This window comes from Microbacterium forte (assembly GCF_031885415.1).
GTDB classification, from domain to species: Bacteria; Actinomycetota; Actinomycetes; order Actinomycetales; family Microbacteriaceae; genus Microbacterium; species Microbacterium forte.
In genome coordinates this window covers 951,021-977,210 of record NZ_CP116871.1, presented here as the reverse complement: position 1 = coordinate 977,210, position 26,190 = coordinate 951,021, and the positions used below count along the sequence as shown (strand labels likewise).

Annotated in this window: 22 protein-coding genes; 14 read left to right on the top strand and 8 right to left on the bottom strand. The window is 68.0% G+C overall.

Going from position 1 to position 26,190, the window contains the following annotated elements:
• Window positions 1–5 precede the first annotated feature (5 nt).
• The 8 genes from atpA to OB895_RS04855 all read left to right on the top strand — a co-directional run bounded on the left by atpA (window position 6) and on the right by OB895_RS04855 (window position 9,934).
• Window positions 6–1,646 (top strand): F0F1 ATP synthase subunit alpha, encoded by a 1,641-nt coding sequence (gene atpA / locus OB895_RS04890; RefSeq protein ID WP_042541848.1) that lies wholly within the window; start codon window positions 6–8, stop codon window positions 1,644–1,646.
• 20 nt (window positions 1,647–1,666) lie between these two features.
• Window positions 1,667–2,566, top strand: coding sequence for a F0F1 ATP synthase subunit gamma (locus OB895_RS04885; RefSeq protein ID WP_042541847.1), 900 nt, complete (start codon window positions 1,667–1,669; stop codon window positions 2,564–2,566).
• 21 nt (window positions 2,567–2,587) lie between these two features.
• On the top strand, window positions 2,588–4,042 hold the full coding sequence (atpD, locus tag OB895_RS04880) for a F0F1 ATP synthase subunit beta (RefSeq protein WP_042541846.1): 1,455 nt from the start codon (window positions 2,588–2,590) through the stop codon (window positions 4,040–4,042).
• A 2-nt stretch (window positions 4,043–4,044) separates the two neighbouring features.
• Window positions 4,045–4,305: a F0F1 ATP synthase subunit epsilon gene (locus OB895_RS04875; RefSeq protein WP_042541845.1), complete on the top strand. Its 261-nt coding sequence runs from the start codon at window positions 4,045–4,047 to the stop codon at window positions 4,303–4,305.
• Window positions 4,306–4,378: 73 nt separating this feature from the next.
• Window positions 4,379–5,125: a YaaA family protein gene (locus tag OB895_RS04870; RefSeq protein ID WP_079112637.1), complete on the top strand. Its 747-nt coding sequence runs from the start codon at window positions 4,379–4,381 to the stop codon at window positions 5,123–5,125.
• A 118-nt stretch (window positions 5,126–5,243) separates the two neighbouring features.
• On the top strand, window positions 5,244–6,029 hold the full coding sequence (locus OB895_RS04865) for a DUF5684 domain-containing protein (RefSeq protein WP_052493006.1): 786 nt from the start codon (window positions 5,244–5,246) through the stop codon (window positions 6,027–6,029).
• Between the two features lie 242 nt (window positions 6,030–6,271).
• Window positions 6,272–7,111 carry a PP2C family protein-serine/threonine phosphatase gene (locus OB895_RS04860; RefSeq protein WP_079112638.1) on the top strand — a complete coding sequence of 280 codons (840 nt, stop codon included), beginning with the start codon at window positions 6,272–6,274 and terminating at the stop codon, window positions 7,109–7,111.
• A 57-nt stretch (window positions 7,112–7,168) separates the two neighbouring features.
• Window positions 7,169–9,934: an FtsK/SpoIIIE domain-containing protein gene (locus OB895_RS04855; protein WP_311879327.1), complete on the top strand. Its 2,766-nt coding sequence runs from the start codon at window positions 7,169–7,171 to the stop codon at window positions 9,932–9,934.
• A gap of 19 nt (window positions 9,935–9,953) precedes the next feature.
• On the opposite strand, the gene OB895_RS04850 is transcribed toward OB895_RS04855, so the two are convergent.
• Window positions 9,954–10,949: an asparaginase gene (locus tag OB895_RS04850; protein WP_228385688.1), complete on the bottom strand. Its 996-nt coding sequence runs from the start codon at window positions 10,947–10,949 to the stop codon at window positions 9,954–9,956.
• A gap of 81 nt (window positions 10,950–11,030) precedes the next feature.
• Here OB895_RS04850 and OB895_RS04845 point away from each other — a divergent pair, with 81 nt between their 5' ends.
• Window positions 11,031–11,525 carry an OsmC family protein gene (locus tag OB895_RS04845; RefSeq protein WP_079112641.1) on the top strand — a complete coding sequence of 165 codons (495 nt, stop codon included), beginning with the start codon at window positions 11,031–11,033 and terminating at the stop codon, window positions 11,523–11,525.
• 14 nt (window positions 11,526–11,539) lie between these two features.
• Here OB895_RS04845 and OB895_RS04840 read toward each other — a convergent pair whose 3' ends face one another.
• Complete coding sequence (locus tag OB895_RS04840; RefSeq protein ID WP_042541839.1) at window positions 11,540–12,319, bottom strand: lysophospholipid acyltransferase family protein; 780 nt, start codon at window positions 12,317–12,319, stop codon at window positions 11,540–11,542.
• Between the two features lie 123 nt (window positions 12,320–12,442).
• On the opposite strand from OB895_RS04840, the gene OB895_RS04835 reads away from it, so the two are divergent.
• Window positions 12,443–13,432, top strand: a complete 990-nt coding sequence (locus OB895_RS04835; protein WP_079112642.1) for an FKBP-type peptidyl-prolyl cis-trans isomerase — start codon at window positions 12,443–12,445, stop codon at window positions 13,430–13,432.
• 36 nt (window positions 13,433–13,468) lie between these two features.
• Window positions 13,469–14,551: a 1-deoxy-D-xylulose-5-phosphate reductoisomerase gene (gene dxr, locus OB895_RS04830; protein WP_079112643.1), complete on the top strand. Its 1,083-nt coding sequence runs from the start codon at window positions 13,469–13,471 to the stop codon at window positions 14,549–14,551.
• 95 nt (window positions 14,552–14,646) lie between these two features.
• Here dxr and OB895_RS04825 read toward each other — a convergent pair whose 3' ends face one another.
• The 3 genes from OB895_RS04825 to OB895_RS04815 all read right to left on the bottom strand — a co-directional run bounded on the left by OB895_RS04825 (window position 14,647) and on the right by OB895_RS04815 (window position 17,707).
• Window positions 14,647–16,269, bottom strand: coding sequence for a Mur ligase family protein (locus OB895_RS04825; RefSeq protein WP_194286024.1), 1,623 nt, complete (start codon window positions 16,267–16,269; stop codon window positions 14,647–14,649).
• Window positions 16,270–16,358: 89 nt separating this feature from the next.
• Complete coding sequence (locus OB895_RS04820) at window positions 16,359–17,045, bottom strand: YcnI family copper-binding membrane protein (RefSeq protein WP_079112645.1); 687 nt, start codon at window positions 17,043–17,045, stop codon at window positions 16,359–16,361.
• An 89-nt stretch (window positions 17,046–17,134) separates the two neighbouring features.
• The gene (locus OB895_RS04815) at window positions 17,135–17,707 is read right to left on the bottom strand and encodes a hypothetical protein (protein WP_079112646.1); all 573 of its coding nucleotides are present in this window, start codon (window positions 17,705–17,707) and stop codon (window positions 17,135–17,137) included.
• An 82-nt stretch (window positions 17,708–17,789) separates the two neighbouring features.
• Between OB895_RS04815 and OB895_RS04810 the strand changes: the two genes are divergently transcribed.
• Window positions 17,790–19,106 (top strand): M50 family metallopeptidase, encoded by a 1,317-nt coding sequence (locus OB895_RS04810; protein ID WP_153302160.1) that lies wholly within the window; start codon window positions 17,790–17,792, stop codon window positions 19,104–19,106.
• A 59-nt stretch (window positions 19,107–19,165) separates the two neighbouring features.
• On the opposite strand, the gene OB895_RS04805 is transcribed toward OB895_RS04810, so the two are convergent.
• Window positions 19,166–21,049 carry a chorismate-binding protein gene (locus OB895_RS04805; RefSeq protein ID WP_079112647.1) on the bottom strand — a complete coding sequence of 628 codons (1,884 nt, stop codon included), beginning with the start codon at window positions 21,047–21,049 and terminating at the stop codon, window positions 19,166–19,168.
• A gap of 251 nt (window positions 21,050–21,300) precedes the next feature.
• Between OB895_RS04805 and ispG the strand changes: the two genes are divergently transcribed.
• Together ispG and OB895_RS04795 are read left to right on the top strand one after the other, a co-directional pair.
• Window positions 21,301–22,431, top strand: a complete 1,131-nt coding sequence (gene ispG / locus OB895_RS04800; RefSeq protein WP_079112648.1) for a flavodoxin-dependent (E)-4-hydroxy-3-methylbut-2-enyl-diphosphate synthase — start codon at window positions 21,301–21,303, stop codon at window positions 22,429–22,431.
• Between the two features lie 31 nt (window positions 22,432–22,462).
• A complete protein-coding gene (locus tag OB895_RS04795) occupies window positions 22,463–23,329 on the top strand; it encodes an alanyl-tRNA editing protein (protein WP_079112649.1) in 867 nt (288 codons plus the stop codon).
• Window positions 23,330–23,335: 6 nt separating this feature from the next.
• Here the strand turns inward: OB895_RS04795 and OB895_RS04790 are convergent, their stop codons facing one another.
• Together OB895_RS04790 and OB895_RS04785 are read right to left on the bottom strand one after the other, a co-directional pair.
• The gene (locus tag OB895_RS04790) at window positions 23,336–24,541 is read right to left on the bottom strand and encodes an NUDIX domain-containing protein (RefSeq protein ID WP_079112650.1); all 1,206 of its coding nucleotides are present in this window, start codon (window positions 24,539–24,541) and stop codon (window positions 23,336–23,338) included.
• Window positions 24,542–24,558: 17 nt separating this feature from the next.
• Window positions 24,559–25,974, bottom strand: coding sequence for an RNB domain-containing ribonuclease (locus OB895_RS04785; protein WP_079112651.1), 1,416 nt, complete (start codon window positions 25,972–25,974; stop codon window positions 24,559–24,561).
• Between the last annotated feature and the right edge of the window lie 216 nt (window positions 25,975–26,190).

The window sequence follows — 26,190 nt, the reverse complement described above, 5'->3', positions numbered from 1 at the left end:
AGACAATGGCAGAACTATCGATCAGCCCCGACGTCATCCGTGACGCGCTGAAGGACTTCGCCGCAGCATACGAGCCCACTGGGGCCGCGGCGACCGAGGTCGGCACCGTCATCGACGCGGCAGACGGCATCGCGCACGTCGAGGGACTTCCCGGCGTGATGGCGAACGAGCTCGTCACCTTCGCAGACGGCACCAAGGGACTCGCGCTCAACCTCGACGAGCACCAGATCGGTGTCGTCGTGCTCGGTGAGTTCACCGGCGTCGAGGCCGGCCAGGAAGTCACCCGCACGGGTGAGGTCCTCTCCGTCCCCGTCGGCGACGGCTACCTGGGCCGCGTGGTCGACCCGCTGGGCAACCCGATCGACGGCCTCGGCTCCATCGCCACCGACGGCGTGCGTGAGCTCGAGCTTCAGGCTCCCGGCGTCATGCAGCGCAAGTCGGTGCACGAGCCGATGCAGACCGGCATCAAGGCCATCGACGCGATGATCCCCGTCGGCCGCGGTCAGCGTCAGCTGATCATCGGCGACCGCCAGACCGGTAAGACGGCCATCGCGATCGACACGATCATCAACCAGAAGGACAACTGGGAGTCGGGCGACGTCAACAAGCAGGTTCGCTGCATCTACGTCGCAATCGGCCAGAAGGGTTCGACCATCGCTTCGGTGAAGGGCGCGCTCGAAGAGGCCGGCGCTCTGGAGTACACCACCATCGTGGCCGCTCCTGCATCCGACCCCGCCGGTTTCAAGTACCTCGCTCCGTACACCGGTTCGGCCATCGGTCAGCACTGGATGTACGGCGGCAAGCACGTCCTCATCATCTTCGACGACCTGTCGAAGCAGGCTGAGGCCTACCGTGCCGTATCGCTCCTCCTGCGCCGTCCGCCGGGCCGCGAGGCATACCCGGGTGACGTCTTCTACCTGCACTCGCGTTTGCTCGAGCGTTGCGCGAAGCTGTCCGACGAGCTCGGCGCGGGCTCGATGACCGGTCTGCCGATCATCGAGACCAAGGCGAACGACGTCTCGGCATACATCCCGACCAACGTGATCTCGATCACCGACGGCCAGATCTTCCTGCAGTCCGACCTCTTCAACGCCAACCAGCGTCCCGCGGTCGACGTGGGTATCTCGGTCTCGCGAGTCGGCGGTGACGCTCAGGTGAAGTCGATCAAGAAGGTCTCCGGAACCTTGAAGCTGGAACTCGCGCAGTACCGCTCGCTCGAGGCGTTCGCGATGTTCGCGTCCGACCTCGACGCGGCTTCGCGTCGTCAGCTCTCCCGCGGTGCGCGTCTCACCGAGCTGCTCAAGCAGCCTCAGTACTCGCCGTACCCGGTCGAGGAGCAGGTCGTCTCGATCTGGGCCGGAACCAAGGGAAAGCTCGACACTATCGAGGTCTCCGACGTCCTGCGCTTCGAGCGCGAGCTGCTCGACTACCTGCGTCGCAACACCCAGGTTCTCGAGACGCTGCGTGACACCAACGTCCTCGACGACGACACCGTCGCCGAGCTCGAGAAGCACACTGACGCTTTCATCCTGGAGTTCCAGGGTGGCAAGGGACACGCCATCGGCGCTCCCGGCCACGAGGAGCACGCTGCAGCAGAGGCTGACGACGTCAACCAGGAGAAGATCGTCAAGGGTCGTCGCGCGTAACCGCGTGAGGAACTGAACTCATGGGCGCTCAACTCAGGGTCTACAAGCAGAAGATCAGCTCTGCTCAGACGACCAAGAAGATCACGAAGGCGATGGAACTCATCGCGGCTTCGCGCATCCAGAAGGCGATGGGACGTGTCAAAGCGTCCAGTCCCTTCGCGCGAGCCGTGACGAGGGCCGTGTCCGCCGTCGCGACGCACTCGAACGTCGACCACCCGCTCACGCGCGAGCCCGAGACGATCCGCCGCTCCGCGGTCGTGATCTTCTCGTCGGACCGCGGTCTCGCCGGAGCCTTCAACTCGCAGATCCTCCGTGAGGGTCTCGAGGTGGCGGAGCTCCTGCGCGAGCAGGGCAAGGAGCCGGTGTTCTACCTCGTCGGACGCAAGGCCGTCGGCTACTTCCAGTTCCGTCGCATCGCGGCGGCTGCGGAGTGGACCGGCGACACCGACACCCCGTCGTTCCACACCGCAGAGGAGATCTCGGCGAAGCTGCTCGAGGACTTCGGCCGCGGGGCAGACGACGGCGGCGTCGACGAGATCCACCTCGTGTACAACCGTTTCGTCAGCATGATGACGCAGTCGCCAGAGTCCGTGCGTCTGCTTCCGTTGGAGATCACGGAAGCCGACGACTCGGAGGCCGGCAACGCCGTCTATCCGCTGTACGAGTTCGAGCCGGATGCCGAGACAGTCCTCGACGCGATCCTGCCGGTGTACATCCAGAGCCGTGTCTTCAACGCTCTCCTGCAGTCGTCTGCTGCCAAGCAGGCCGCGACGCAGAAGGCGATGAAGTCGGCCAGCGACAACGCCGACAAGCTCATCACCGACTACACCCGTCTGCGCAACAACGCGCGTCAGGCGGAGATCACGCAGCAGATCGCGGAGATCGTCGGCGGCGCCGACGCACTCTCGTCGAGCAAATAGACCATCAGGAGAGAGACGAAAATGACCCCCACCGCTACGGCTGACCAGCCGGCGACCGCGGTCGTCGGGCGCGTCGCACGCGTCAACGGTCCGGTTGTCGACATCGAGTTCCCGCACGACTCGATCCCCGACATCTACAACGCACTCAAGACCACGATCGTGATCGGCGACTCTTCGGTCGAGATCACCCTCGAGGTCGCTCAGCACCTCGGTGACGACCTCGTTCGCGCCATCGCTCTGAAGCCGACCGACGGCATCGTGCGCGGCCAGGAAGTGCGCGACACCGGCGAGGCCATCTCGGTCCCCGTCGGCGACGTCACCAAGGGCAAGGTCTTCAACGTGATCGGCGAGGTCCTGAACCTCGAGCCCGGTGAGACCATCGAGGTCACCGAGCGCTGGCCCATCCACCGCAAGGCTCCGAACTTCGACCAGCTCGAGTCGAAGACCACCATGTTCGAGACCGGCATCAAGTCGATCGACCTTCTGACGCCCTACGTGCTGGGTGGAAAGATCGGTCTGTTCGGTGGAGCCGGTGTCGGCAAGACCGTCCTCATCCAGGAGATGATCCAGCGCGTCGCGCAGGACCACGGTGGTGTGTCGGTGTTCGCCGGTGTCGGCGAGCGTACCCGTGAGGGCAACGACCTGATCCACGAGATGGAAGAGGCGGGTGTCTTCGACAAGACGGCCCTCGTCTTCGGCCAGATGGACGAGCCGCCGGGAACGCGTCTGCGCGTCGCCCTCTCGGCTCTGACGATGGCGGAGTACTTCCGTGACGTGCAGAAGCAGGACGTGCTGCTCTTCATCGACAACATCTTCCGCTTCACGCAGGCCGGTTCCGAGGTCTCCACGCTGCTGGGCCGCATGCCCTCCGCCGTGGGTTACCAGCCGAACCTCGCCGACGAGATGGGTGTGCTCCAGGAGCGCATCACGTCGACCCGTGGCCACTCGATCACCTCGCTGCAGGCGATCTACGTGCCGGCCGATGACTACACGGACCCGGCCCCGGCGACCACGTTCGCCCACCTCGACGCCACCACGGAGCTCTCGCGTGAGATCGCGTCGAAGGGTCTGTACCCGGCCATCGACCCGCTGACCTCGACGTCGCGCATCATGGACCCCCGCTACTTGGGCGAGGACCACTACCGCGTCGCCACCACGGTCAAGCAGATCCTCCAGAAGAACAAGGAACTGCAGGAGATCATCGCCATCCTCGGCGTCGACGAGCTCTCCGAAGAGGACAAGATCGTCGTGTCGCGTGCACGCCGCATCCAGCAGTTCCTCTCGCAGAACACCTACATGGCCAAGAAGTTCACGGGTGTCGAGGGTTCGACCGTCCCGCTGAAGGAGACCATCGAGTCCTTCGATGCGATCACCCGCGGTGACTTCGACCACGTCGCCGAGCAGGCCTTCTTCAACGTCGGTGGCATCTCCGACGTCGAAGAGCAGTGGGCGAAGATCCAGAAGGAGAACGGCTGACCATGGCATTGCATGTCAGCCTCGTCTCCGCGGATGCGGAGGTCTGGACGGGAGAGGCGAGCCTCGTGGTCGCCAAGACCGTCGAGGGTGAGATCGGCTTCATGACCGGCCACGAGCCGGTTCTGGCCATCCTCGCCGAAGGCCAGGTCCGCATCACTCAGACGGATGGCACCAAGGTGCTCGCCAACGCGCAGGACGGCTTCCTCTCGATGGAGGGCGACGTCCTGACGATCGTGGCAGGCAACGCGGCTCTCATCGCCTGAGCAGTTCAGTTCATCGCGTCCGCCTCGACCCCTCCGGGGGTCGGGGCGGACGCGTCTGTATCACCGAGGTGTCATGAAGATTCTGCTGCCCCCGTCAGAGACGAAGCGATCCGGAGGCGACGGTGCCCCTCTCGACCTGGGCGCGCTCGCGCTTCCGGGCCTCGGCGCGAAGCGTCACGAGGTGATCGACGCTCTCGTCGATCTTGCAGGAGACGAAGAGCACGCGCGGAAAGTGCTGAAACTCAGCCCGAAGCAGGCCGGCGATGTCGCGCACAATCGGATGCTGCGCTCCGCGGCGACCATGCCGGCGGTCAACCGTTACACCGGCGTCCTGTATGACGCGCTCGACGCGGGCAGTCTCGCTCCCGCATCCCGTCGCTGGCTCGGCGCACACGTGTGGATCCACTCGGCCCCGCTCGGCCCGGTAGGCGCTCTCGATCCCATACCGCCGTACCGACTCGCTGCAGGGATATCGCTTCCAGGTCTGCCCGCGCTGCGCCGACACTGGGCAGACGCCACCATGGAGGCGATAGCGGGGGAGGACCCCGACTTCGTCCTCGATCTGCGCAGCGAGGCCTACGTCGCGCTCGGCCCGGTGCCGCACGCCGTCGCCTCCTGCTACGTGCGAGTCGTGACGGAGCACGGTCGCGCTCTCAACCACTTCAACAAGAAGTCCAAGGGGCTCCTCGTGCGGGCTCTCGCCGAGGACCGCCCCCGCATCCGGTCGCTTCGGACGCTGGAGACGTGGACCGGTGGCCGGGGACTCGTTCTCCGCCGCACCGACGAACCCGGTGTCGTGGAGCTCGTCGTCGCGGAATGACCGAGCATGTCGCGCAGGGAGTTCTCCGCGCGTGTGTCGTTGCCCCAAATATCAGCACACCGATATGGTTGGTGTCGCGGCGCGCACAGCGTCAGCTCCATCGGATCCGGAGGGGATCATGTACAACGACTATTACGACAACGGGGCGGCTATCGCCGGCCTCTTCGTCGTCTTCTTGATCAGTCTGCTCTTCGCACTGGCGTTCTATGTGATCTCGTCGATCTTCCTGATGAAGATCTTCGAAAAGGCGGGCGTGCAGGGCAAGTGGCGCGCGTGGGTTCCCGTGTACAACACGATGATCTTCGCGAAGCTCGGAGACATCTCGCCGTGGGTCGTCCTGATCGGCATCGGGCTCTCGTTCATCCCGTACCTCAACTTCCTGACGGGTATCGCGCTCGCGGTCGTCCTCGCTCTCGCTGCATGGCGTGTCGGACTCAAGCTGCAGAAGGACGCTGTCTGGGTCGTCCTGTTCGTTCTGCTCTCGATCGTCTGGTACGGCATCAACGCCTTCGACAAGTCCCGCTGGAACCCGAACATCGTTCCCGCTCCGTGGGCAGGGAACAGCTTCCTCGCTGACTCCACCGTCTGGGACGGCGTGCCCGTGCAGCCGCGCCCGGTCGCGGGCCCCGGCTACGGCGCTCCGCAGGGCTACGGCGCTCCTCAGCAGGGCTATGCGCCTCCCGCGCCGCAGGGCTACACTCCGCCCGCTCAGCCCGGCTACGCCCCGCCGGCTCAGCCTGCCCAGCCCGGCTACGCACCGCCGGCGGCACCGTCGTCCCCGGCCGCACCCGGCGTTCCGCCCGCTGCGCCGTCGACACCCCCGACGGCTCCGCCCGCTCCGCCCGCAGCGCCCCCGGCAGCTCCGCAGGTTCCGCCCACGGACCCCACGCAGCCCCCGGCCTGATCTGACGCGACACAGAGCCCTCGACTTCGGTCGGGGGCTCTGTGCTGTACGGAGACGACGCTCTGTGGCTCAGAGCACCGGTTGAAGACGATAACGTGGAGGCATGGTCATGTCGCAGCCCCGGGACGGCGCCGCTCGACTGCGAGCGGCCTCCACGGGCGCGAGTGCCACCGTGGCACCGTCCACTACGATGTGTGAGTGTCCTGGGGGACCCCGACCCGCAGGCGATCCGGAGGCGATGAGTGGCTGAGACGACGACGAAGACGCACAGCGTCAGGGTTGCGCAGCGTTCGCTGTTGCTCTCCTGGGCGGGTGTCACTGATGTGGGGCGCCGCCGTGAGACGAATCAGGATGCGTTCTTCGCGGACTACCCGCTGTTCATCGTCGCCGACGGCATGGGGGGTCATGCCGGTGGAGAGATCGCGAGCCGGAGCACGGTCAGACGACTCGATGCGGTCGTCGCCGCCGGCGCGGTCGATCGCGGAGCCATCGAGGGAGCGCTTCAGCTGGCCGTCGCCGACATCGCCGACCACCCCGAGACCACCGATGAAGGCACCGGCACCACCCTCACCGGGGTCTTCCTCGAGTTCGAGGGGGACGAGCCGCACTGGACCTCGCTCAACATCGGCGACTCGCGTGTGTACCTTCTCCGGGACGAACGTCTGGTGCAGATCACCACCGACCACTCGGTCGTCCAGGAGCTCATCGCCGCTGGCAAGATCAGCCCCGAAGAGGCCGAGGGTCACCCCTACAGCAATGTGATCACACGAGCGGTGGGAGCGAGTGAACTCACTGCACCCGACTACGTCACTCTCGATGTCCGCCCGGGCGACCGGTTCGTGATCTGCTCGGACGGGCTGACGAAAGAGCTCACCGACTACGGCATCCAGCATTTCCTCCGTGAGAACGCCGATCCTGCCGCTGCCGTCGATGCGATGCTCGCGGCTGCGTTGGAGAACGGTGGCCGCGACAATGTGACGCTCGTCATCGTGCAGATCGAGGACGAGTCCTCTTCGGCGCCTGACGAGGCCCCCTCCGTAGCGGACGAGTCCTCCTCCACACAGGGCGAATCCTCCGAATAACGTCCGATCCCTGTGGAGGGCGCTCACTGGGCCCCTCCCGCGCGGTCCACTGGGGGCATGGATTCTCTGCCCATAGCGATCCCCGCCGCCCCCGTGCCCGCACGCAGACCGCCGACGCCGTTCATCGCGGCGCTCGTGCCCGTCGCCGCCGGGGTGGTGCTCTGGCTCGTCACCGGTTCCCTGTTCTCGCTGTGCTTCGCAGCCCTCGGACCTCTGATGATCCTCGCGTCGCTGATCGACGGGTCGCGCTCCCGGCGAAAGGCGTTCCGCGTCGCGGAGGCCGAGAGCGCGGCGGCGTGGTCGCTCGCGGAAGCGCAGCTGTCACGGCTCCATGATGACGAGCGTCAGATGCGATGGCACCGTCATCCCGATGCGGCCGCAGGTCTGGCGCAACCTCCGCTGCGCGGCCTCGAGCCACCGGACGCCGACACCGAGATCGTCGTCGGCAGCGGTGTCGGCACCAGCGGTGTGCGGGCGTCGGGAGGCGACGGGGAACGCGAACGAGACTTCAAGACGCGATGCGCCAGGGTCGAGAACGTACCGATGACGGTTCCGCTCAGCAGTGGCCTCGGTCTGCGCGGTGCGCACCCCGTCGTCGCCTCCGTAGCGAGAGCCCTCGTGGTGCAGCTGTGTGTGAGATTCGGAGCTGCGCAGATGTCGATCGTCGGCCCACATCTCGAGGAGCTGGGGGTCGCGCGGTTTCCGCAGGCGCGCTTCACGCGGCGCGGGTCGCTCCGCGTCGCGGTGGCGCGAAGCGGGGACCCCCGGCCGGCGGCTGACGCCGTGATCTGGCTGCTCGGACGCGGCGAGGATGTCCCCGAGGGAATCACCACGGTCATCGACATCGTCGAGCCGCACCGCGCGAGCGTGCGCACACCGCAGGGGATCGTCGAGGTCTCCACTGAATGCGTGTCCCGCGATCAGGCGATCGCGACCGCAGAAGAGAGCTCGGTCGAGGGCGATGAGCTGGACTCGCTCCCGAGCAGGGTGGCACTGAGCGACCTCCGCCAGCCCGAGTCGCAGGTCGGTCTCGCTGCGGTGGTGGGCCGCGGCGAACACGCCGACGTCCTGCTCGACATCGTCGACGACGGGCCGCACGCCATAGTGACCGGCACGACGGGCAGCGGCAAGAGCGAGCTGCTGGTGTCGTGGGTGACAGCCATGGCGAGCAGCCATGGGCCGGATCGAGTGACTTTCGTCCTGGCGGATTTCAAAGGGGGGACGGCTTTCGAGCCGCTTCGGACGCTTCCGCAGGTGGCAGCGGTCATCACGGATCTCGATGAGGAGGGAGCGCGCAGAGGAGTCTCGAGCCTGACCGCAGAGCTGCGCCGCCGTGAGTCCGTCCTCGCAGAGGCCGGCGCACGTGATGTGCGGGAGATCGGAATGGCGAGGCTGGTGATCGTGGTCGACGAGTTCGCGGCGTTGCTTCAGGATCATGCCGACCTCGGTGCCGTGTTCACCGATATCGCTGCTCGGGGCAGAGCCCTCGGTATGCATCTGATCCTCGGAACCCAGCGCGCTTCCGGCGTGATCCGCGATGCGCTGGCAGCCAACTGCCCGCTTCGAGTGAGCCTGCGTGTTGCTGACGCCGCAGACAGCCGCGCCGTGATCGGCACCGACGGTGCGGCTGAGCTTCCCGGCGGGGTGGAGTCCAGGGGACTGGCGCTGGTCCGTCGTCCCCAGGATGCGGAACCGACGGCGATGAGAGTGGCGCTGACGGGCGCGGCCGACCTGAGAGCCATCGCCATGAGATGGGCCGACGCCGAAAGCCCGCACAGCCCGTGGCTGCCCGTGCTTCCGCGTATGCTCCCACTGGCCACGCTTCAGGTGGAGACGCGGGAGGGCGATGCCGTTCTGGGGCGAGCCGACGAGCCGGAGCGTCAGCGCCAGCCGCTCGTGTTCCTCTCAATCGGGTCCGATCGTGGCATCGTGCTCCTGGGCGGGCCGGGGTCGGGGCGTACCTCGGCTCTGCGTGCGCTGGCCAAGCAGCACGCAGACCCGCTCTGGATACCGTCCGACCCGGAGCACGCCTGGGACGCCGTCGTCGCTCTGGCGGCAGACGGATCGCGCGGCGCAGGTCTCGTTCTCTGCGACGACATCGACGTCAGGATCAGCGAGCTGCCTGTGGAATACGGTCAGCATGTCGCGCAGCTCTGGGATCAGATCCTGCGGCACGGTTCCCGTACCACCTTCGTGCTCACGGCGACGAGAGCGGCGGGGCCCATCGGTCGGCTTCTCGATGCGCTGCCACGCCGGGGGCTCCTGAGGATGCCGAGCCGTGTCGATCATCTCGCCGCAGGCGGCGAGTCCGACGGTTTCGATCGAGACCGACCGCCGGGGCGGATGCGGATGGGAGATCGAGAGATCCAGCTGGTCTGGGTACCCGAGGAGCGACTGCGATCGTCAGGCCCTGCCCACGGTGCCTCTCGGTATCGGCAGGACAGCGGTTGGTCGCCGCGATGCGCTCTCACGGCGCTCGTCACCGCGGGGGTGCCGACGGTCGCCGAATCGCTGGCCGCCGCGCACCCAGGATGCGATGTCGTGGCGCTCTCGGGTGAACCTCGCGACCTCACGACGTCGACACATCCGACCATAGTGATCGGCGACGCGGACGCGTGGCAACGGAACTGGCCGCTGTGGCAACGGGTGCGCCGAGAGGGTGAGACTCTCATCCGGGCAGAGAACGCCGCCGAGCTGCGGCAGCTCGCGGGCGTGCGAGAACTCCCGCCCTACGCGCGACCGCATGCCGGACGTGCCTGGTCGCTGATCGGTGACGTCGGGCCTCGTCGTGTCGTGGTCCCGGCATTGGCGTCCGGGCGATGAGCAGCGGTACGTCGTATGGTCAGATGCCGCTGCCGGGGCGCACGGCTCCGACCTCCGCGCCGCCACCGAGCACCTCGAGAGGCAGAGCGGCGGCGAGAGTCGCGACCTCGGAGTCGGTGAGCCCGCCTGCGCGTGCGAGCAGAGTCGCGGCCACGATGGTCGATGCGCGTGCGCCGCCGTCGAGCATCTTCAGCGCCACGGTCGTTCCGTTCGGAGCGACCATGACCATGACGCCCTCTGCGCCGCCCTTCGCGAACACCCCGAGCTTCTCGATCGCGATGGTGTCAGGGCGACCGGGGCCGTCGATGGTCCAGGGGTGCTCGCGCACCGCGCGCACCAGAGATCCTGCGACCCGATGCAGGGCGAACGGAGAGCGATCGGAAGCGGTGCCGATCCGGTGGATCGAACGGGCGAGACCCGTCAGCGTGATCGCGTAGACCGGGGCGCCGCATCCGTCGATCGCCGTGTGGGCGACCTTCTCGCCGGTCAGCCGCTCGATGACCTCGCGGATGTGCAGCTGCAGCGGGTGAGTCGGGTCGAGGTAGCTGTCGGTGGGCCAGCCGGTCGCGACGCAGGCGCGAAGCATCGCCGCATGCTTGCCGGAGCAGTTCATGCGGATGCGGGTCTGCGCACCGTGCTCGCGCACGAGCTCGTCACGGGCGGACGTATCGCCGGGCCACGCCGGCGGGCAACCCAGGTGGTCCTCGGTGAGGCCGCCCTCGGTGAGGACGTCGCGGACGACCGCGGCATGACGGTCGGTGCCGCTGTGGCTCGCGGTGGACATGGCGAGCTGCGCGCCCTCCAGAGCGGCTCCTGCGGTGATGCACGCCACGGCCTGCAACGGCTTGAGGCTGGAGCGAGGCAGGATCAGAGCGTCCGCGTTCCCATAGCGCGCGACGATGTCGCCATCGGGCGAGAGCACCACCGCTGCTCCCGCGTGGCGGGACTCGATGAATCCGCTCCGTTCGACGACGGCGAGTTCCACGGCATCTTGAACGGTGAGAGTCTCCAGCACCTCCCAAGGATATCGTCGGTTGGGTGCACGCAGTGCCAAGCACGGGGATCGTCGAGGGCTTCCTGGTGGCAGACTGTCGACATGGCAGATAGACCAGTGCCGCTCGGCGAGCATCGCTATTCACTCAGCTCCACCTGGACCGGCAACTCCGGCACCGGCACCAGCGGCTATCGCGAATATCGTCGCGATGTCACGCTGGAGGTCGCGGGCAAGCCCGACATCCTCGCCTCAGCCGACAAGCCGTTCCGTGGCGATCCGTCGCGGTGGAATCCCGAGGATCTGCTGCTCGCCTCGCTCTCCGAGTGCCATCTGCTCTCCTACCTGCACGCCTGCGTCACTGCAGGCGTCGTCGTCGTCTCCTATCGGGACTCGGCTTCGGGGATGATGCGGGAGGACGGGAAAGGCGGCGGCGCGTTCGTCGAGGTGATGCTGCGTCCGGAGGTGGTCGTCGCGGATGTGTCGATGATCGACGCGGCCGAGCGTGCTCATGCGCAGGCCAACGAATGGTGCTTCATCGCGAACTCGATGAACTTCCCGGTGCGGCACGAGGCGTCGGTGCGCGCAGAGACGGACTGAGCGGTCGGTCCGCGTCAGCGGCGTTCGTGGGGGAGCGCCTGCTTGATCTTCTCGATCGTGCTCTGCGCGGGAGCCTCGTTGTAGGCGTCGGCAAGCTCCTGGCCGGACAGGGCATGGATCGCGGCCATGATCTCGTCCGTCGCGAGTCTGCGGGCGCGACCGCTCGTGGCGGGGCCGTGGGGCGAGAGGTCGAGCGGTTCGCCGAAGCGCACCGTGATGCGTTCCTTCAGAGTGGGCATCTTGGCGCCGACGGGCATGACCTTGTCCGTGCCGATCAATCCGACCGGGACGACAGGTGCTCCGGTCTGCAGCGCAAGGAAGGCCACACCCGTGCGCCCCTTGTACAGGCGTCCGTCGGTCGAACGCGTGCCCTCGGGGTAGAGAGCGACGGCGAGGCCCTCGTCGAGCAGCTGGCGTTGCACGTCGAGGGCGTCGAGGGCGGCCTTGCCCGCACCACGGCGCACGGAGATGGCGCCGATGGACTCGAAGAACGTCTTGCTGAGCCAGCCCTTGAACCCCGTCCCCTCGAAATAGGTGGACTTCGCCAGAAAATGCACGGGACGCGGAGAGGCCACCGGAATCGCGATCGAGTCGATGAAGGAGAGGTGATTGCTCGCGAAGATCACCGCGCCGTCCTTCGGGACGTTCTCCCTGCCCTCGATGCGTGGGCGGTAGATCGTGCGCGCGAGCGGGGTGATGAGGCTGCGACCGAGCGCATAGGCGAAGCCTGCGTGACGAGGCTTCTCAGTCTCTGCGGGCGAAGTTTCGGGCTCCACGGACTGCTCTGACGTCATCAGAGCAGATTACCCCGGCAATCATGCCGCGGCGGGAATGAAGCGCCAGCGCGCGCCTCCCAGCATCAGCAAAGGGGCGTGAGGGATGATGGGGTGTCCCGCCCGCGATCCTGAGGTTCAACTGTGCGCAAGCGTCCGCTTATCGTCCTGTCCACCGTCGCCGCGGCGACCCTTCTGCTGGCCGGGTGCTCCGGTGGCGCGACTCCGGAGTCGACCGCCACCCCGGATGCCGGCTCCGAGAGCTCCTGCCTCGCTGACATCGCGTCGGGGGCAGGCTCCGATGCCGTGTCCGTCGAGGGATCCGGCGCAGGTGCCAAGGTCTCCGTACCCGAGGGCACGGATCTCGCCGAGGCCGAGCGTTCGGTCGTGGTCGAGGGCGATGGCGACGACGTCATGCCCGGAGACCTCGTGTCGCTGCGCTACCAGCTGATCGACGCCACGACCAACGAAGTGCTCAGCACCTCGGAGCGCGGGCCCGACGGAGTCCTGTCCGCTCTCCTCGCCGTCCAGCAGCCGCAGCAGATCGTCGATCCGACGCAGTCCACCGTCTTCACCGTCGCGGCGGAGTGCCTCCCGATCGGTTCGAGCGTCGTCCTGACCCTTCCTGCAGCGCAGGAGGGCATGAACCCGAGCGTCCTCTACGTCGAGACGATCGAGCAGCTTCCCACGACGGCTTCCGGCTCCGACGTCGATGCGACCGAGGGCATGCCCGTCGTCGAGCTCGACGACGCCGGTTCTCCCACCATCACGATCCCCGACGCCGACGCCCCCACCGAGACGGAGGTGGCCGTCCTCAAGCAGGGTGACGGCGCCGTCGTCGGAGCGGGCGACCTCGTCACGGTGCAGTACCGCGGCGTGAAGTGGTCGGACGGCTCCGAGTTCGACTCGAGCTGGAGCCGGGACGCAGCGCCATCGCAGTTCCCGACCAGCGGAGTGGTCCCCGGGTTCAAGATGGCCCTCGAAGGCCAGAAGGTCGGGTCGCAGGTGGTCGTCGCCATGCCTCCGAAGGACGGCTACGGTGAGGGCGAGAAGAACGACACCGATCTGACCGGAGAGACCCTCGTCTTCGTCGTCGACATCCTCGCGACGACTCCGGTCGAGCAGGCGCCGTAACGCAGACGGGCCGGGGGCTTGCCATAGGCTGGCGGCATGCGTCGCATCATCGTCCTCGGCTCCACCGGCTCCATCGGCACGCAGGCGCTCGACGTCATCCGCGCCAATCCTCGACGTTTCGAACTCGTCGGCCTCGCCGCCGGGACGAACGCCGAGATGCTCGCGGAGCAGGCTGCGAGCTTCCACGTCGACAGCACCGCACTGGGTGCGGCCGAGGCCGAGCAGCTGGTCCGCGATGTCGAGGCCGACGTAGTGCTCAACGCGATCACCGGGTCGATCGGACTCGGTTCCACTCTTGCGGCGCTGAAAGCCGGCAGAACCCTCGCTCTCGCGAACAAGGAATCCCTCATCGTCGGTGGTGAGCTGGTTCTCGCTGCGGCCGCGCATGACCAGATCGTCCCTGTCGACTCGGAGCACTCGGCCCTGGCGCAGGCGCTGCGCAGCGGCACCCACGCCGAGGTGAGGCGCCTGGTGGTGACGGCATCCGGTGGGCCGTTCCGCGGGCGCTCACGCGAGCAGATGCTCCAGGTCACCCCCCAGGAGGCACTCGCGCACCCGACGTGGGACATGGGTCGGATGGTCACGACGAACTCCGCGACGCTGGTGAACAAGGGTCTCGAGGTGATCGAGGCGCACCTGCTGTTCGACGTCGCCTACGACGACATCGAGGTCGTCGTGCACCCGCAGTCGATCGTGCACTCGATGGTCGAGTTCATCGACGGCTCGACGATCGCCCAGGCGTCGCCGCCCGACATGCGTCTGCCGATCTCGCTGGGGCTCGACTGGCCGAGTCGCGTCGGCGGGGTCGGACGGCCCCTCGACTGGACCCAGGCGACCTCGTGGACCTTCGAGCCGCTCGACGACGTCGCGTTCCCGGCTGTCGACCTCGCCAAGGCCGTGGGCCGTGCGGGCGCGACATTCCCCGCCGTCTACAACGCCGCCAACGAGCAGGCGGTCGATGCCTTCCATGAGGGACGCCTGCCGTTCCTCGGAATCGTCGACACGATCTCGCGCGTGGTCGATGCCCACGAGCCGCCGCAGACGCTGACGGTCGAATCGCTCGCCGAGGCCGAGGAGTGGGCGCGCCGCAAGGCTGACGAGCTGATCGCGCGCGCCTGATCCGCGCTCAGGCGGTCACCCGCTCGAGGCGAGAGACGATCGAGGGCCGCCCCGCTGCCGCGCCGCCGTGAATCGCGACGGCATCGGCGCTCGGGTCAGTCCTCGTCGGGGTAGGGGACCGGCCAGTGCGAATCGGGCACCGGCCACCCGGCCGCACGCAGCGCACGTCGCGCCAGCTCGCGGGCCGAATAGGGCGTGCGCACGCCCCGGATGTCGCGATAGTCCTGATGCCCCGGACCCGCCCACAGGATCGAGTCGCCCTCTCCGACCAGGCCGACCGCTGCCACGATGGCCGCCTCGGGAGGCGAGTACTCGTGGATCTGGGCGTCTGGCCGCGTCGCGCGGGCGCCGGCGACGAGAGTGGCCCTGATCGAATCGGGGTCTTCGAAGCGGGGGTGGTGGTCCGTCACGACGAGGATGTCACTGCCCTCCACGGCAGTGCGCGCCATATCGAAGCGTTTGCTGGCATCGCGGTCGCCGTCGGCTCCGAAGAGCATCAGCACCTTGCCGGGTGTGACACGGCGGACCGCGGCGAGGGTCTTCTCGAACGCGTCGGGAGAGTGCCCGAAGTCGACGAAGACGACAGGGCCGGTGTCGCCGGAGACGAGTTGGGTGCGACCCGGGAGATGCGCCAGGATGCCGCCGTCACGGTCGAGCGCCGAGGCGATGCGGTCCCATTCGTAGCCGCCTTCGAGCAGCATCACGATCGCGAGGGCGGCGTTCGCCGCCATGTGCGGGCCGATCACGGGAACGGTCGTCGTCAGTCTTCCTGCCGGGCCGGTCAGCGTGAACGTGGTTCCGGATGCGCGCTCGTCGTCGATCACCACGACCCAGTCCGCGCGGGCCGCGCCCTCGGGATCCGCGGCGATCGAGGGGGTGCCGACGGTGACCACGGGGATCTCCGAGCGCTGCGCGACGGTGGCGCCCGACGGTGAGTCGAGGCATACCACTGCGCGCGTCGCCCGATCCGGTCGGAACAGCGCCAGCTTGGCCTCGAAGTACTCCTCCATGTCGGCGTAGTCGTCGAGGTGGTCATGGCTGAGATTGGTGAAGCCGGCGACGTCGAAGCGGATGCCATCGACGCGGTGACGGGACAGCGCCTGAGCGCTGACTTCGACGGCGACGGCCTCGACGTCGCGCTCGCGCATCAGCGCGAGCAGCGCGTGCATCTCGGAGGCTTCCGGGGTTGTCAGTCTCGAGACGATGACCTCACCGGCGATGTGGCGCTCGGCGGTCGACGAGAGTCCGGTGACGACGCCGAGCTGGCCGAGGATGCCCTCGAGCAGATGCGAGACGCTCGTCTTGCCGTTGGTGCCCGTGGTGGCGAACAGCAGCGGGAGCGGTTCGCCTGCGCCCGTGCCGTAGACCCAGGCGCTCAGCGCACCGAGCACGGCGCGGGGGTCGTCCACGATGAGCACGGGGAGTCCGGCCGGTTCGGCGATGTCGGCGCCGTCCTCGTCGGTGATGATCGCGACGGCACCCTTCTCGGCGGCGGTGGCCGCGAACTCGGCCCCGTGGCGGTTCACACCCCGGATCGCGACGAAGGCCTCGCCGGGGCGGAGGTCGGCGGTGGCGAGGGTGATCCCTGACAGGGTGACACCGTTCACCTCGCCGCGGACGTCTCGTGCGAATCGAGAGGCGAGTTCGGACAGCTCACGCCGGGGCGGGTTCGCGGGGCGGAGCACGGGAGGCAGGCTCGGTTGTTGTTCAATCGACATGTCGCATCAATGATCTCACGGCTCCGAGGAGAACACGGGGTGCGGCACGTCTCCTCGGCCCCATCGAGCCGAGGAGACGCGCCGGGGCGTCACGCCTTGCGGCGGTACGCCAGTACGGAGACGACGAGTGCGGCGATGCCGGCGACGAGGCCGCCCGCGCCCAGTGCCGTGCCGAGCGCGTTCGCGGAGACCGCATCGTCGTCGGCATCCGAATTCGCGGTGTCCGCGTCTCCGGCCTCGTCCGCGGAGCCGTGCTCCCCGTGTCCGTCAGCGGACGCGGCGACGACCTCGACGACCGGAGCCGGGGCGTCGAGGCTGTGCGGGTCTTCGCCGTCCTCTGCGAGCTGCGTCCATTCGGTGCTGCCCTCGACGCATGTCTGGACGACCGGGAATGCGAGCGAGTCGGGCGTGTCCTCGTCGAGCCCGACAGCCATGCTCACTGCGCCGCGCAGTTCATTGGGCACCGGCGCGATGGCGGTGTAGGTCACGGCGCTGACGAGGCCGTCATCGCCTTTCTCGATGTCGATCGTCCAGTCGCTGTCCATGGTGGGCGCGACCGATGCGAGGCCCTCGGGCATCGTCACCTTCAGCGAGGTGGTCGGCGAGTTCTCGCAGCCGTGGGCGAACGAGAAGGTGAGCACGCCGTGGTCTCCTGCAGTCAGCTCATCCGGGCTGACACTGACGTGGGCGCTGGCCATCGTGGGGAGGGCGAGAGCGAGGATCGTGCCGCCGACGAGTCCTGCGGTGATGTTGCGGCGGGTGGTGGTGGAACGCATGGTGGTACTCCTGTGTGCTGATCTGCGGGCGCGTCGGTGTGCGCGGCATCCGCGGGAAGGTGGAAACGCCTCGGGGAGGCGATACGTGATCAGACGTGCACAGGAGGACCGCGGCGCGAGACCGATACCGAGAAGTCGTTCTCGGTCGGCACTCGGATCGCGAACACCGGGAAGGCGGGACGTTCATGGGTCGGGCGGAACAGGGCGACCGTGCGGCGCAGGCGTGCCTGCACCCAGCCGGCGATCGCTCGCACCGACGACTCGCCGTGACAGACCAGAGCGGTGGTGACGATCGCTGCGATGGCATGACCGACGATCATGAGCGCATCAGGAGCGGTCGTCGCGACCACCGGGCCCAGGGCGGCGAGGTCGAGATGGTGTTCGTGGCCGCCGAGCGCCGTCGTGCCGGTCGGTGTGCCGAGCAGCTGGAACACGAGGTGGAAGAGCCCCTGACTGACCAGCACCGTCAGAGCGACGCGCGATCTGGAGACCTGGGCGCCGATGAGCAGCGCCGCGAGAGGCACGAGGAGCGCTGCGACGGCGATGACCAAGAGCGGATGCGGGGCGGCTCCGCCCGCGGTGGTGTGCGATGCCGCGGCCACGAGGGTTGCGGCACCGGACGCCGCGGCTGCGCGCAGAAGTCGCAGCTGGCGGGAGGTCACGACTCAAGCCTAACCGCGCCGCGTCATCGCCCTGCGCAGCACATGGGGCTTATTCCTAGGCGACGAGCACTAGCTTGGGGGAGTGGAAGCACTGCTCTATCTGGGTGGCATCGTGTTCATGCTGATCGGCCTCGGCCTGTCGATCGGTCTGCACGAGGTCGGCCACCTCCTGCCGGCGAAGCTCTTCGGCGTGCGTGTGGGCCAGTACATGATCGGCTTCGGCCCGAGACTGTGGTCCAAGCGCATCGGCGAGACGGAGTACGGCTTCAAGCTGCTGCCGCTCGGCGGATTCATCTCGATGTCGGGGATGTACCCGGCCTCCACCGCATCGGGCCCGGCGAAGGGCGTCTTCCGTGCTCTCGTGCAGGACGCACGATCGGCGAACGACGAGACGATCGCCGAAGGTGCTGAGGACCGCGTCTTCTACCGTCTCCCCGTGTGGAAGCGCGTCGTCGTGATGCTCGGCGGCCCGTTGATGAACCTGATCCTCGCGATCGTGATCTTCACTGTTCTGGTGTCCGGCATCGGAGTGCAGCAGGGGACCACGACCATCGCGTCGGTGAACCAGTGCGTCCTGCCCGCCGGATCGACGGCGACCGAGTGCGAGGCCGACGACCCGGCGACGCCGGCTGCCGAGGCCGGCATCAGGCCTGGCGACGTGCTGGTGTCCGTCGACGGTCAGCCCGTGTCGACCTTCGCGCAGGCGACCGCCATCGTGCAGGCCGCTCCAGGAGAGACCCTGGAACTGGTGGTGCTTCGAGACGGTGCGGAGGAGACCCTGAGCATCACGCCGATCGAGGCTGAGCGCACCATCACCGATGCGAGCGGGCAGCCGGTCATCGGCGAGGACGGGCAGCCCGTCGTCCGGGAGGTCGGCTACGTCGGCATGGCGGCGCAGATGGGCTTCGTCCCCCAGCCGCTGTCGGCAGGACCCCAGATGGCGGCCGATACCGTCGTGCGCGTGGGGTCGATGATCGTCACCCTTCCGGTGCGGATCTGGGAGACCGGCGTCTCACTGGTCACCGGGTCTGAGCGCGATCCGAACGGGCCGCTGAGCGTCGTGGGGGTCGGACGCATCGCGGGTGAGGTCGCGGCGATCGATGCGCCGATCGTCAACCGCTTCTCCGTGCTTCTCGGGCTTCTCGGATCCCTCAATGTCGCACTGTTCGTGTTCAACCTGATCCCGCTGCTGCCGCTCGACGGCGGGCACGTGGTCGTCGCGCTGTGGGACGGCATCCGCCGCGCCTGGGCGAAGCTGTTCCGGCGACCGCCGCCCCCGCCCGTCGACGCCACCAGGCTCGTGCCGCTGACCGTGGTCGTGGCGACACTGCTCATCGTGATGGGGGCCGTGCTGCTCCTCGCCGATGTCTTCAACCCGGTGAACATCTTCGGCGGCTGAGTCGCCTTCGCGGGGTCGGCTGGCTGGACGGGCGGGTCGCGACGGCATCCGCCTTCGGATCAGGCGAGCGCGTGCGAGACCAGACGCTCGAGAGTGCGGATGCCGTCGCGCGACAGGATCGACTCCAGGTGGCCCTGCACCGATGCGAAGCGCTCGCCGCGAAGCGCGTAGACGTCGCCTGATCCGGGGTCGGCCGACACCTCGACCGTTCCCGTCGACGTCGTGCCGGGGATCACCCTGGCTGTGAAGGTGTTGTAGAAGCCGATCGAGGCGTCCTCGCCGAACACGGGGACCGACTTCTGCAGCCCCTGATGCGGCGCGGCGAGGGGCGTCAGGGCGATCCCGAGGCGATCGCTGAGGATCTGGTGGCTCAGGCACACGGCGAGCAGTGGCGACCCGGCGTCCACACGTCGCGACACGACCTCGCGCAACCTGGTGATCCGAGAGCTCTCGACGTCACGGGGGTCGCCGGGCCCCGGGCCGGCGACCACGAGGTCGGCCGCGTCGAGCTCGGCGTCGTCGACGTCGCTCCAGGCGCGGATCGTGACATCGAGTCCGAGGTGGCGCAGCTGGTGAGCGAGCATCGTGGTGAAGCGGTCCTCCGCATCGACGACGATCGCCGAGCGCCCGGCGAAGGGCCCGGTCAGATCGTCACCCTGCGGATTCAGCCAGAAGTCGGCCAGGCGCGCATTGCGCGAGGAGAGGAGCTCAGCGACTACGGGGTCGTCGGCGAGGGGCAGCCGTTCGCCCGGCGCGTCGGCATCGTCGCGCGCCTCGGCGACGCTGTCGCGATCGATCGCCCCGATGGCGCCGAGCACGCCGGCGGCCTTGCCGTGGGTCTCCGACACCTCGCCGTGCGGGTCCGAGTGGCGCACGAGCGTCGCGCCCACGGGCACACTGAGCGAGCCGTTCTGGAGATACACGGTGCGGATCAGGATCGGTGCGTCGAGGTCGTGCCCTCCGGCGTCGTTCGGAGTGAACAGGGCGGCAACGCCCGAGTAGTAGCCGCGCGGCTTCTTCTCATGGCGACGGATCACCGCGCATGCGTTCTGCATCGGCGAGCCGGTCACGGTCGGCGCGAACATCGTCTCGCGCAGGATGTCGCGGGGGTCGAGCGCACTGCGCCCGCGGAGCATGTACTCGGTGTGGGTGAGGCGCGACATCTCCTTCAGATGCGGGCCGGTGATGCGTCCGCCGTCGGAGCATACGGCGCTCATCATCTTGAGCTCCTCGTCCACCACCATGAAGAGCTCTTCGGTCTCCTTCGTCGAGGAGAGGAAGTCGACGAGCGTCTCTCTCGTGGCTCCTCCCGCAGGGTGGCGGAACGTGCCCGAGATGGGATTCATCGTGACGACGCCGCCGCGCGCGACGACGTGCGCCTCAGGGCTCGCGCCGACCGCGATGTGCCCGGGTGTCACCACTGCGAAGGTCCAATAAGCGCCTCGTTCGTGCGCGAGAAGAGCCCGGAACCAGGTGAGCGCGGCGGTTCGGTCGTCGACCTCGATCTCGGCGGTGAAGTCGCGACGGATCACGAAGTTCGCGCCTTCACCGCGTCCGATCTCGTCGGCGATCACGGTCTCGACGATCCCTGCGTACTCGTCGTCGGCGATGTCGAAGCCGCCGTCGCTCAGCGGCACGGCATCCGTCGGAAGCTCGGCGAGCAGCGCAGACGTGGGCAGGTGGAGGTGCTCATCGACCACGATGCAGCGCAGGGGCGCGCCGTCATCCTGGGCGACGAAGCCGCGCTCGCGCACCTGACGGTAGGGCACCATGGTGAAGATCTCGCGGGGGATGCCGTCTATCGACAGCGGGATGTCAGCCAGCAGTTCGACATCGACGACCTCGCCGGTGAGCAGCTCGACGGTGTCGGCGCCGTCTCGGGCGATCAGCACGAACGACGCCGCGGGATCTGCGGTGAGCTCGGAAAGACGTGAGAGGGTCATCGGTGTCTCCTGTGCATGGCTCCGGCTCGGCTCAACGAAAAGACCGCCCCGGAGGCGGTCTGGATTCGTGGGAACGCGAACACACCGCCTAAGAGGCGGGCCACCAGGTGCAGTTCGCGAGCATGGGCTGAAAACTATCACACCGCGCACCGCCGCCCCGGTCGTGTGACGCGCGTCCGAGCCGTGCGGCATCCAGCCTGCGTGCATGCAGGCGGCGTAGGCTGGGGGTTGTGCCAGCAGTGAATCTTGGGATGCCGAAGATCCCCGAAGTCCTCGCCCCGCGCCGCAAGTCTCGCCAGATCAAGGTGGGCAAGGTGCTCGTCGGCGGTGACGCCCCCGTGACCGTCCAGTCCATGACGACGACGAAGACGACGGACATCAACGCGACTCTCCAGCAGATCGCGGAGCTGACCGCATCCGGATGCGAGATCGTCCGCGTCGCCGTCCCGCATCAGGACGACGCCGACGCGCTGAAGATCATCGCGATGAAGAGCCAGATTCCCGTCATCGCCGACATCCACTTCCAGCCGCGCTACATCTACACCGCCATCGACGCGGGCTGCGGCGCAGTTCGGGTGAACCCGGGCAACATCCGTGAGTTCGACGGCAACGTCGGCAAGATCGCCGAGGCCGCCAAGGCTGCGGGCGTCTCGCTGCGCATCGGTGTCAATGCGGGCTCGCTCGACCGCCGCATTCTGACCAAGTTCGGCAAGGCGACCGCTGAGGCGCTCGTCGAGAGCGCCGTCTGGGAGGCTTCGCTGTTCGAGGAGCACGACTTCCACGACTTCAAGATCTCGGTCAAGCACAACGACCCGATCGTCATGGTGAAGGCCTACCGTCAGCTCGCCGAGCGGGGCGACTGGCCGCTGCACCTCGGTGTGACCGAGGCGGGCCCCGCGTTCCAGGGCACGATCAAGAGCGCCACGGCATTCGGCATCCTGCTCGGTGAGGGCATCGGAGACACCATCCGTGTGTCTCTGTCAGCGCCGCCGGCTGAAGAGGTGAAGGTCGGTCACCAGATCCTGCAGTCCCTGAACCTCCGCGAGCGCAAGCTCGAGATCGTCTCGTGCCCCTCGTGCGGACGCGCCCAGGTCGACGTGTACACGCTCGCCGAGAACGTCACCGAGGGACTCAAGGACATGACCGTCCCGCTGCGAGTGGCCGTCATGGGCTGCGTCGTGAACGGCCCGGGCGAGGCGCGTGAGGCTGACCTCGGTGTCGCATCCGGTAACGGCAAGGGCCAGATCTTCGTCAAGGGCGAGGTCATCAAGACCGTGCCGGAGGCCGACATCGTCGCGACTCTGATCGAAGAGGCCAACCGCATCGCCGCTGAGATGGGGCCTGAGGCGCCGCTCGGCACCGCGCAGGTCGTCACGGCCTGACCGACCCCGTCGATCCGACATGAGGAGTTCCATGCCGTCGTCCACGATCGTGTCCTTCGCCGGAGGCGACCTCAGAGGGTCGAGCACTGTCTCGCGGGTCGAGACATCATCGCGGGGAACGATCGTCGTGGTCGACGCGACCCCGTTCCACCCGGTCGACCACACCTGGCCGGACCAGCCAGGAGACACAGGCGAGCTCTCTGCCGAAGGGAACGTCGTCCGTGTCGCCGAGGCCGTGATGGCCGCCGTGTCGGACGAGGGCCAGTTCGCGGTCGGAGCCGACATCCCGGTCAAGCGCGGCGTCGAAGGATGGACGTGGCTCGTCGGTCACCCGATCGCCGGCGACGCTCCATCCTGGCTGGTCGAGGGGGCACGCGTCGAGTTGTCGGTCGACGCCCCACGACGGGCGGGCCTCAGCCGCGGCCACACCGCGTGCCACCTGGCGTCGTTGGCGTTGGACATCGCGCTCGGCGATCTGTGGCGCAAGGATCCCGGTGCGGATGCCCTGGGCAACCCGAATTTCGAGGCCAGGGCGAACCAGTCCAGCCGCATCCATGAAGACGGCGCGGTCGACGAGTACCGCCTGGGCAAGAGCCTGCGCAGGGCCGGATTCGACACAGAGACCTTCGTGACGACGCTCGGAGAGCGGGAGGCGGCGATCAACGCGCAGCTGGCCACGTGGGTCTCCACCGGTGCGGCGAGCCGCGTGGCGCCCGAAGGCCCCGCGATCGTGGATCGTCGCAGCTGGCACTGCGAACTCCCGGAGGGCGATGCGGAGATCCTCTGCGGCGGAACGCATGTGGAGTCTCTCTCCGAGTTCGTCTCTATCTCGGTGGCGCTCGACCTGACGGATCCGCAGCTGCTGGTGATGACCACGAAGGCCGTTCCCGCGGTCTGAGTCCGCTCAGCGAACGAAGCCGGACTGCACTCGACCGCCGGCGCGCTCGAGCTCATCCGAGACGCGGGCTGCGAAGGTCGTGTAGTCGCTCTCGAGCAGAGGGACGGTCAAGCGGTCCGCTCGCTCGACGCTCAGCTCGCGGAGGCGTCGCGGCAACCATTTGCCCGTCCCTATCCACCGCCCCTCGGTGAGCAGCATGAGCTCTGCGATCCGCTCGAACAGGACGGATGCCGCCACACGCTGCTCGAGAGGGTCTGTCGCGTCCGCCAGATCGTCGAGCACATCGGTGATGACGTAGCGACGGAACGCGGACTCACTCGCGCTGAGCGATGGCCCTGAGTCGAGCACGCTCCGCCACTGCCGGCGGAGCGATGCCAGTCGGCCATCGTCTCTGATCGCGGTGCCGTCGACCAGCATGTGCACCGTCACCGGTCGATGCTGCGCGATGCCTCGTGCCGCCCACTCGTCGAACCCCGTCGGCGTGTATGCGAAGACCTCGAAGATCTCGCCCTCGAACTCGTGCGTCGAGGCTTCGCTCGTCTGCCCGTCGACATCGAAGAGCTGATCGCCGACCAGCAGCAGGTCGATGTCACTCGTCGCGGTGCGATCGCCCCGTGCCGTGCTTCCGGCCACGATGGCCACGCCGGCGCCGGGAAAGCGGGCGGTGACGAATCGTGCTGCGACGGCGAAGTGGTCCACCCCGACAGCGCGATCTTCATCCTCCTCGACGATCGGGGTCGCGGCGGGAGCTCGGGCGAGGTCGACCGCATCTCCGAGGATTCGGTCGATGGCTCGATCACGTCGCAACGCTGCGATCTCGTCGAGCGCGAACCACCCTGTCTCGGCCAGTTCTCCGTCGGCGAAGACCAGGGGCGAGCCATCAGGGATCGAGCAGAGGAACGCGGTCGTGACGTAGCTGACGACGTCGTGGTTGGCGTATCGGACGAGGAGCTCCTCGCCGCCGTACGCTCCGACGAGACCATCGATGCCGACACGGATCCCGAGCTCTTCGCGCACCTCGCGCAGCACGGCATCCTTCGGATCCTCACCGGGTTCGACCCCGCCGCCGACCAGGCCCCACTCCGACGCGTCCACCCGCCGACACAGCAGGAAGCGGTCATCTCGCCGGATGACGGCAGTGACGGCGGGGAGCAGCAGGAGATCGTGACCGATGCGTTCGCGGATCCCGCTGACGTAGGGCGATGTGGGCATGGAGCAGAGCCTAGGGGTCAGATCGCGAACTCGATCTCGCCTCGGGCGACGTCGGTGCTGACGAGGCGCAAGGAGACACGTCCGCCGGGCACCGTGCCGGCGGGTACAGGGGCGGATGCGGTCACAGCAGGGTCGGCGAGCTGGACCGTCGCGCGCTCGCCGCGTATCTCGATCACGGTCGCCTCGACCGTCCGGCCCACGAAAGGCGTGAGCAGTGCGGCTTCGACGCAGTTGATCGTCGCCGAGTCGAGTCTGGACGCGCGTTGCCCGGAGCTCTGCATCAGCGCAGGGAGGTCGGGCAGCGACTCGCGAACCCAGCCGGGCACGTCCCGGTCTTCCGACACGGCGAGGCAGATCTCGAGAGACCAGCGATCGACGAGTCGACGCAGGGGAGCGGTCGCGTGGGCGTAGGGCGCCGCAATCGCAGCCTGTTGTGCGTCGCTCGGGGCGGAGCCGTCGAAAGTCACGTAGCCGGCGCCGCGGAACAGGGTCGCGGCTGCCTCGAGAACGGGCAAGGTCATCGGGTCGGCGCGATCCAGGTCACGCAGATAGTCGCCGTATCGTCCCGTCGTCCACGGTCGTCCGAGAGCCTCGGTCTGATGGCGGAACGCGTCGAAGGCCTTCTCGTCGGGCTGCGGCATGGTTCGAAGGATGCCGGTGCCGGCGTCCAGCATCAGCGACGCCGCCGCCATACCGGTCATGAGGGACAGCTGGGCGTTCCACTCCTCGACGGGAAGAGGATGGCGGCGCTCGATCGCGTAGCTGCCATCGGCCGCTCTGGTCACCTCCTCGTCCGGGAGGTTCAGGCTCGCGCCGCCGCGGATCCTCTCCTGCTCGATCCGCAATGCGCCGATCTCCGGCAACAGCGCCGCGGGACCGCCTTCGCCGCGGTCGAGTGCGGCCTGGGCGCTGACGTAGTCCAGCTGGGCGCGGGTACGGACCAGTGCCCGCTCCAGGCGGAAGTCCGTGACGGTGCCCGAGGAGTCGAGCGCGAACGTCCAGACCAGGGCAGGGCGATCCACATCGGCCAGGAGCGATGCGCGGTCCTCGCTGAGGATCTTCGGATGCAGGGGAATCGTCCCGTCCGCGGCGTACAGTGTCTGGCCGCGGCGCCGAGCCTCCGTGTCGACCTCTCCGCCGGGCGCAACGAACCCCGGGACGTCGGCGATCGCGTAGCGGACTGCGAAGCCGGAGCCGTCGCGTTCGAGGTGGAACGCCTGGTCGAGGTCGCGTGACCCGAGCGGATCGAGGGTCGCGAAGGGGATGTCGCGCAGATCGAGCTCGGGAGTCGCCGCTTTCGTGGCCTCTGCTTCGGCGACGACAGCGGCGGGGAAGTCCGTGGGCGCGTCGAGGGACTCTCTCAGCGCGGCGAGCGCTGCGGCGAGCTCGGTCTGCGCGGCTGACGGGGCGACGTGCGATCGGCGCTGAGGCATGTCCCCACACTATGACGCCGCGGACGAGACAGCCGTCGCCCCCGAGCCGGGTCGCCCGGAACTCCTCAGGAGGCCGGCGGCTGGCTGTCTTGAGCAGCGGTGGAGGCGCACACGGGAGAGGAGGCGGAGGGTCCGTGATGCGCTGCGACCCCTCGGAACCTGTGATTCGCGTGTCCGTCCGACCCAGACCGGAATACTGGGCGTTAGCGTGGGGGT

Coding starts and splice junctions, on each gene's coding strand:
- atpA (WP_042541848.1), top strand. CDS start 6: ATGGCAGAACTATCGATCAGCCCCGACGTCATCCGTGACGCGCTGAAG.
- OB895_RS04885 (WP_042541847.1), top strand. CDS start 1,667: ATGGGCGCTCAACTCAGGGTCTACAAGCAGAAGATCAGCTCTGCTCAG.
- atpD (WP_042541846.1), top strand. CDS start 2,588: ATGACCCCCACCGCTACGGCTGACCAGCCGGCGACCGCGGTCGTCGGG.
- OB895_RS04875 (WP_042541845.1), top strand. CDS start 4,045: ATGGCATTGCATGTCAGCCTCGTCTCCGCGGATGCGGAGGTCTGGACG.
- OB895_RS04870 (WP_079112637.1), top strand. CDS start 4,379: ATGAAGATTCTGCTGCCCCCGTCAGAGACGAAGCGATCCGGAGGCGAC.
- OB895_RS04865 (WP_052493006.1), top strand. CDS start 5,244: ATGTACAACGACTATTACGACAACGGGGCGGCTATCGCCGGCCTCTTC.
- OB895_RS04855 (WP_311879327.1), top strand. CDS start 7,169: ATGGATTCTCTGCCCATAGCGATCCCCGCCGCCCCCGTGCCCGCACGC.
- OB895_RS04845 (WP_079112641.1), top strand. CDS start 11,031: ATGGCAGATAGACCAGTGCCGCTCGGCGAGCATCGCTATTCACTCAGC.
- OB895_RS04840 (WP_042541839.1), bottom strand. CDS start 12,319: ATGACGTCAGAGCAGTCCGTGGAGCCCGAAACTTCGCCCGCAGAGACT.
- dxr (WP_079112643.1), top strand. CDS start 13,469: ATGCGTCGCATCATCGTCCTCGGCTCCACCGGCTCCATCGGCACGCAG.
- OB895_RS04825 (WP_194286024.1), bottom strand. CDS start 16,269: ATGTCGATTGAACAACAACCGAGCCTGCCTCCCGTGCTCCGCCCCGCG.
- OB895_RS04820 (WP_079112645.1), bottom strand. CDS start 17,045: ATGCGTTCCACCACCACCCGCCGCAACATCACCGCAGGACTCGTCGGC.
- OB895_RS04805 (WP_079112647.1), bottom strand. CDS start 21,049: ATGACCCTCTCACGTCTTTCCGAGCTCACCGCAGATCCCGCGGCGTCG.
- ispG (WP_079112648.1), top strand. CDS start 21,301: ATGCCGAAGATCCCCGAAGTCCTCGCCCCGCGCCGCAAGTCTCGCCAG.
- OB895_RS04795 (WP_079112649.1), top strand. CDS start 22,463: ATGCCGTCGTCCACGATCGTGTCCTTCGCCGGAGGCGACCTCAGAGGG.
- OB895_RS04790 (WP_079112650.1), bottom strand. CDS start 24,541: ATGCCCACATCGCCCTACGTCAGCGGGATCCGCGAACGCATCGGTCAC.
- OB895_RS04785 (WP_079112651.1), bottom strand. CDS start 25,974: ATGCCTCAGCGCCGATCGCACGTCGCCCCGTCAGCCGCGCAGACCGAG.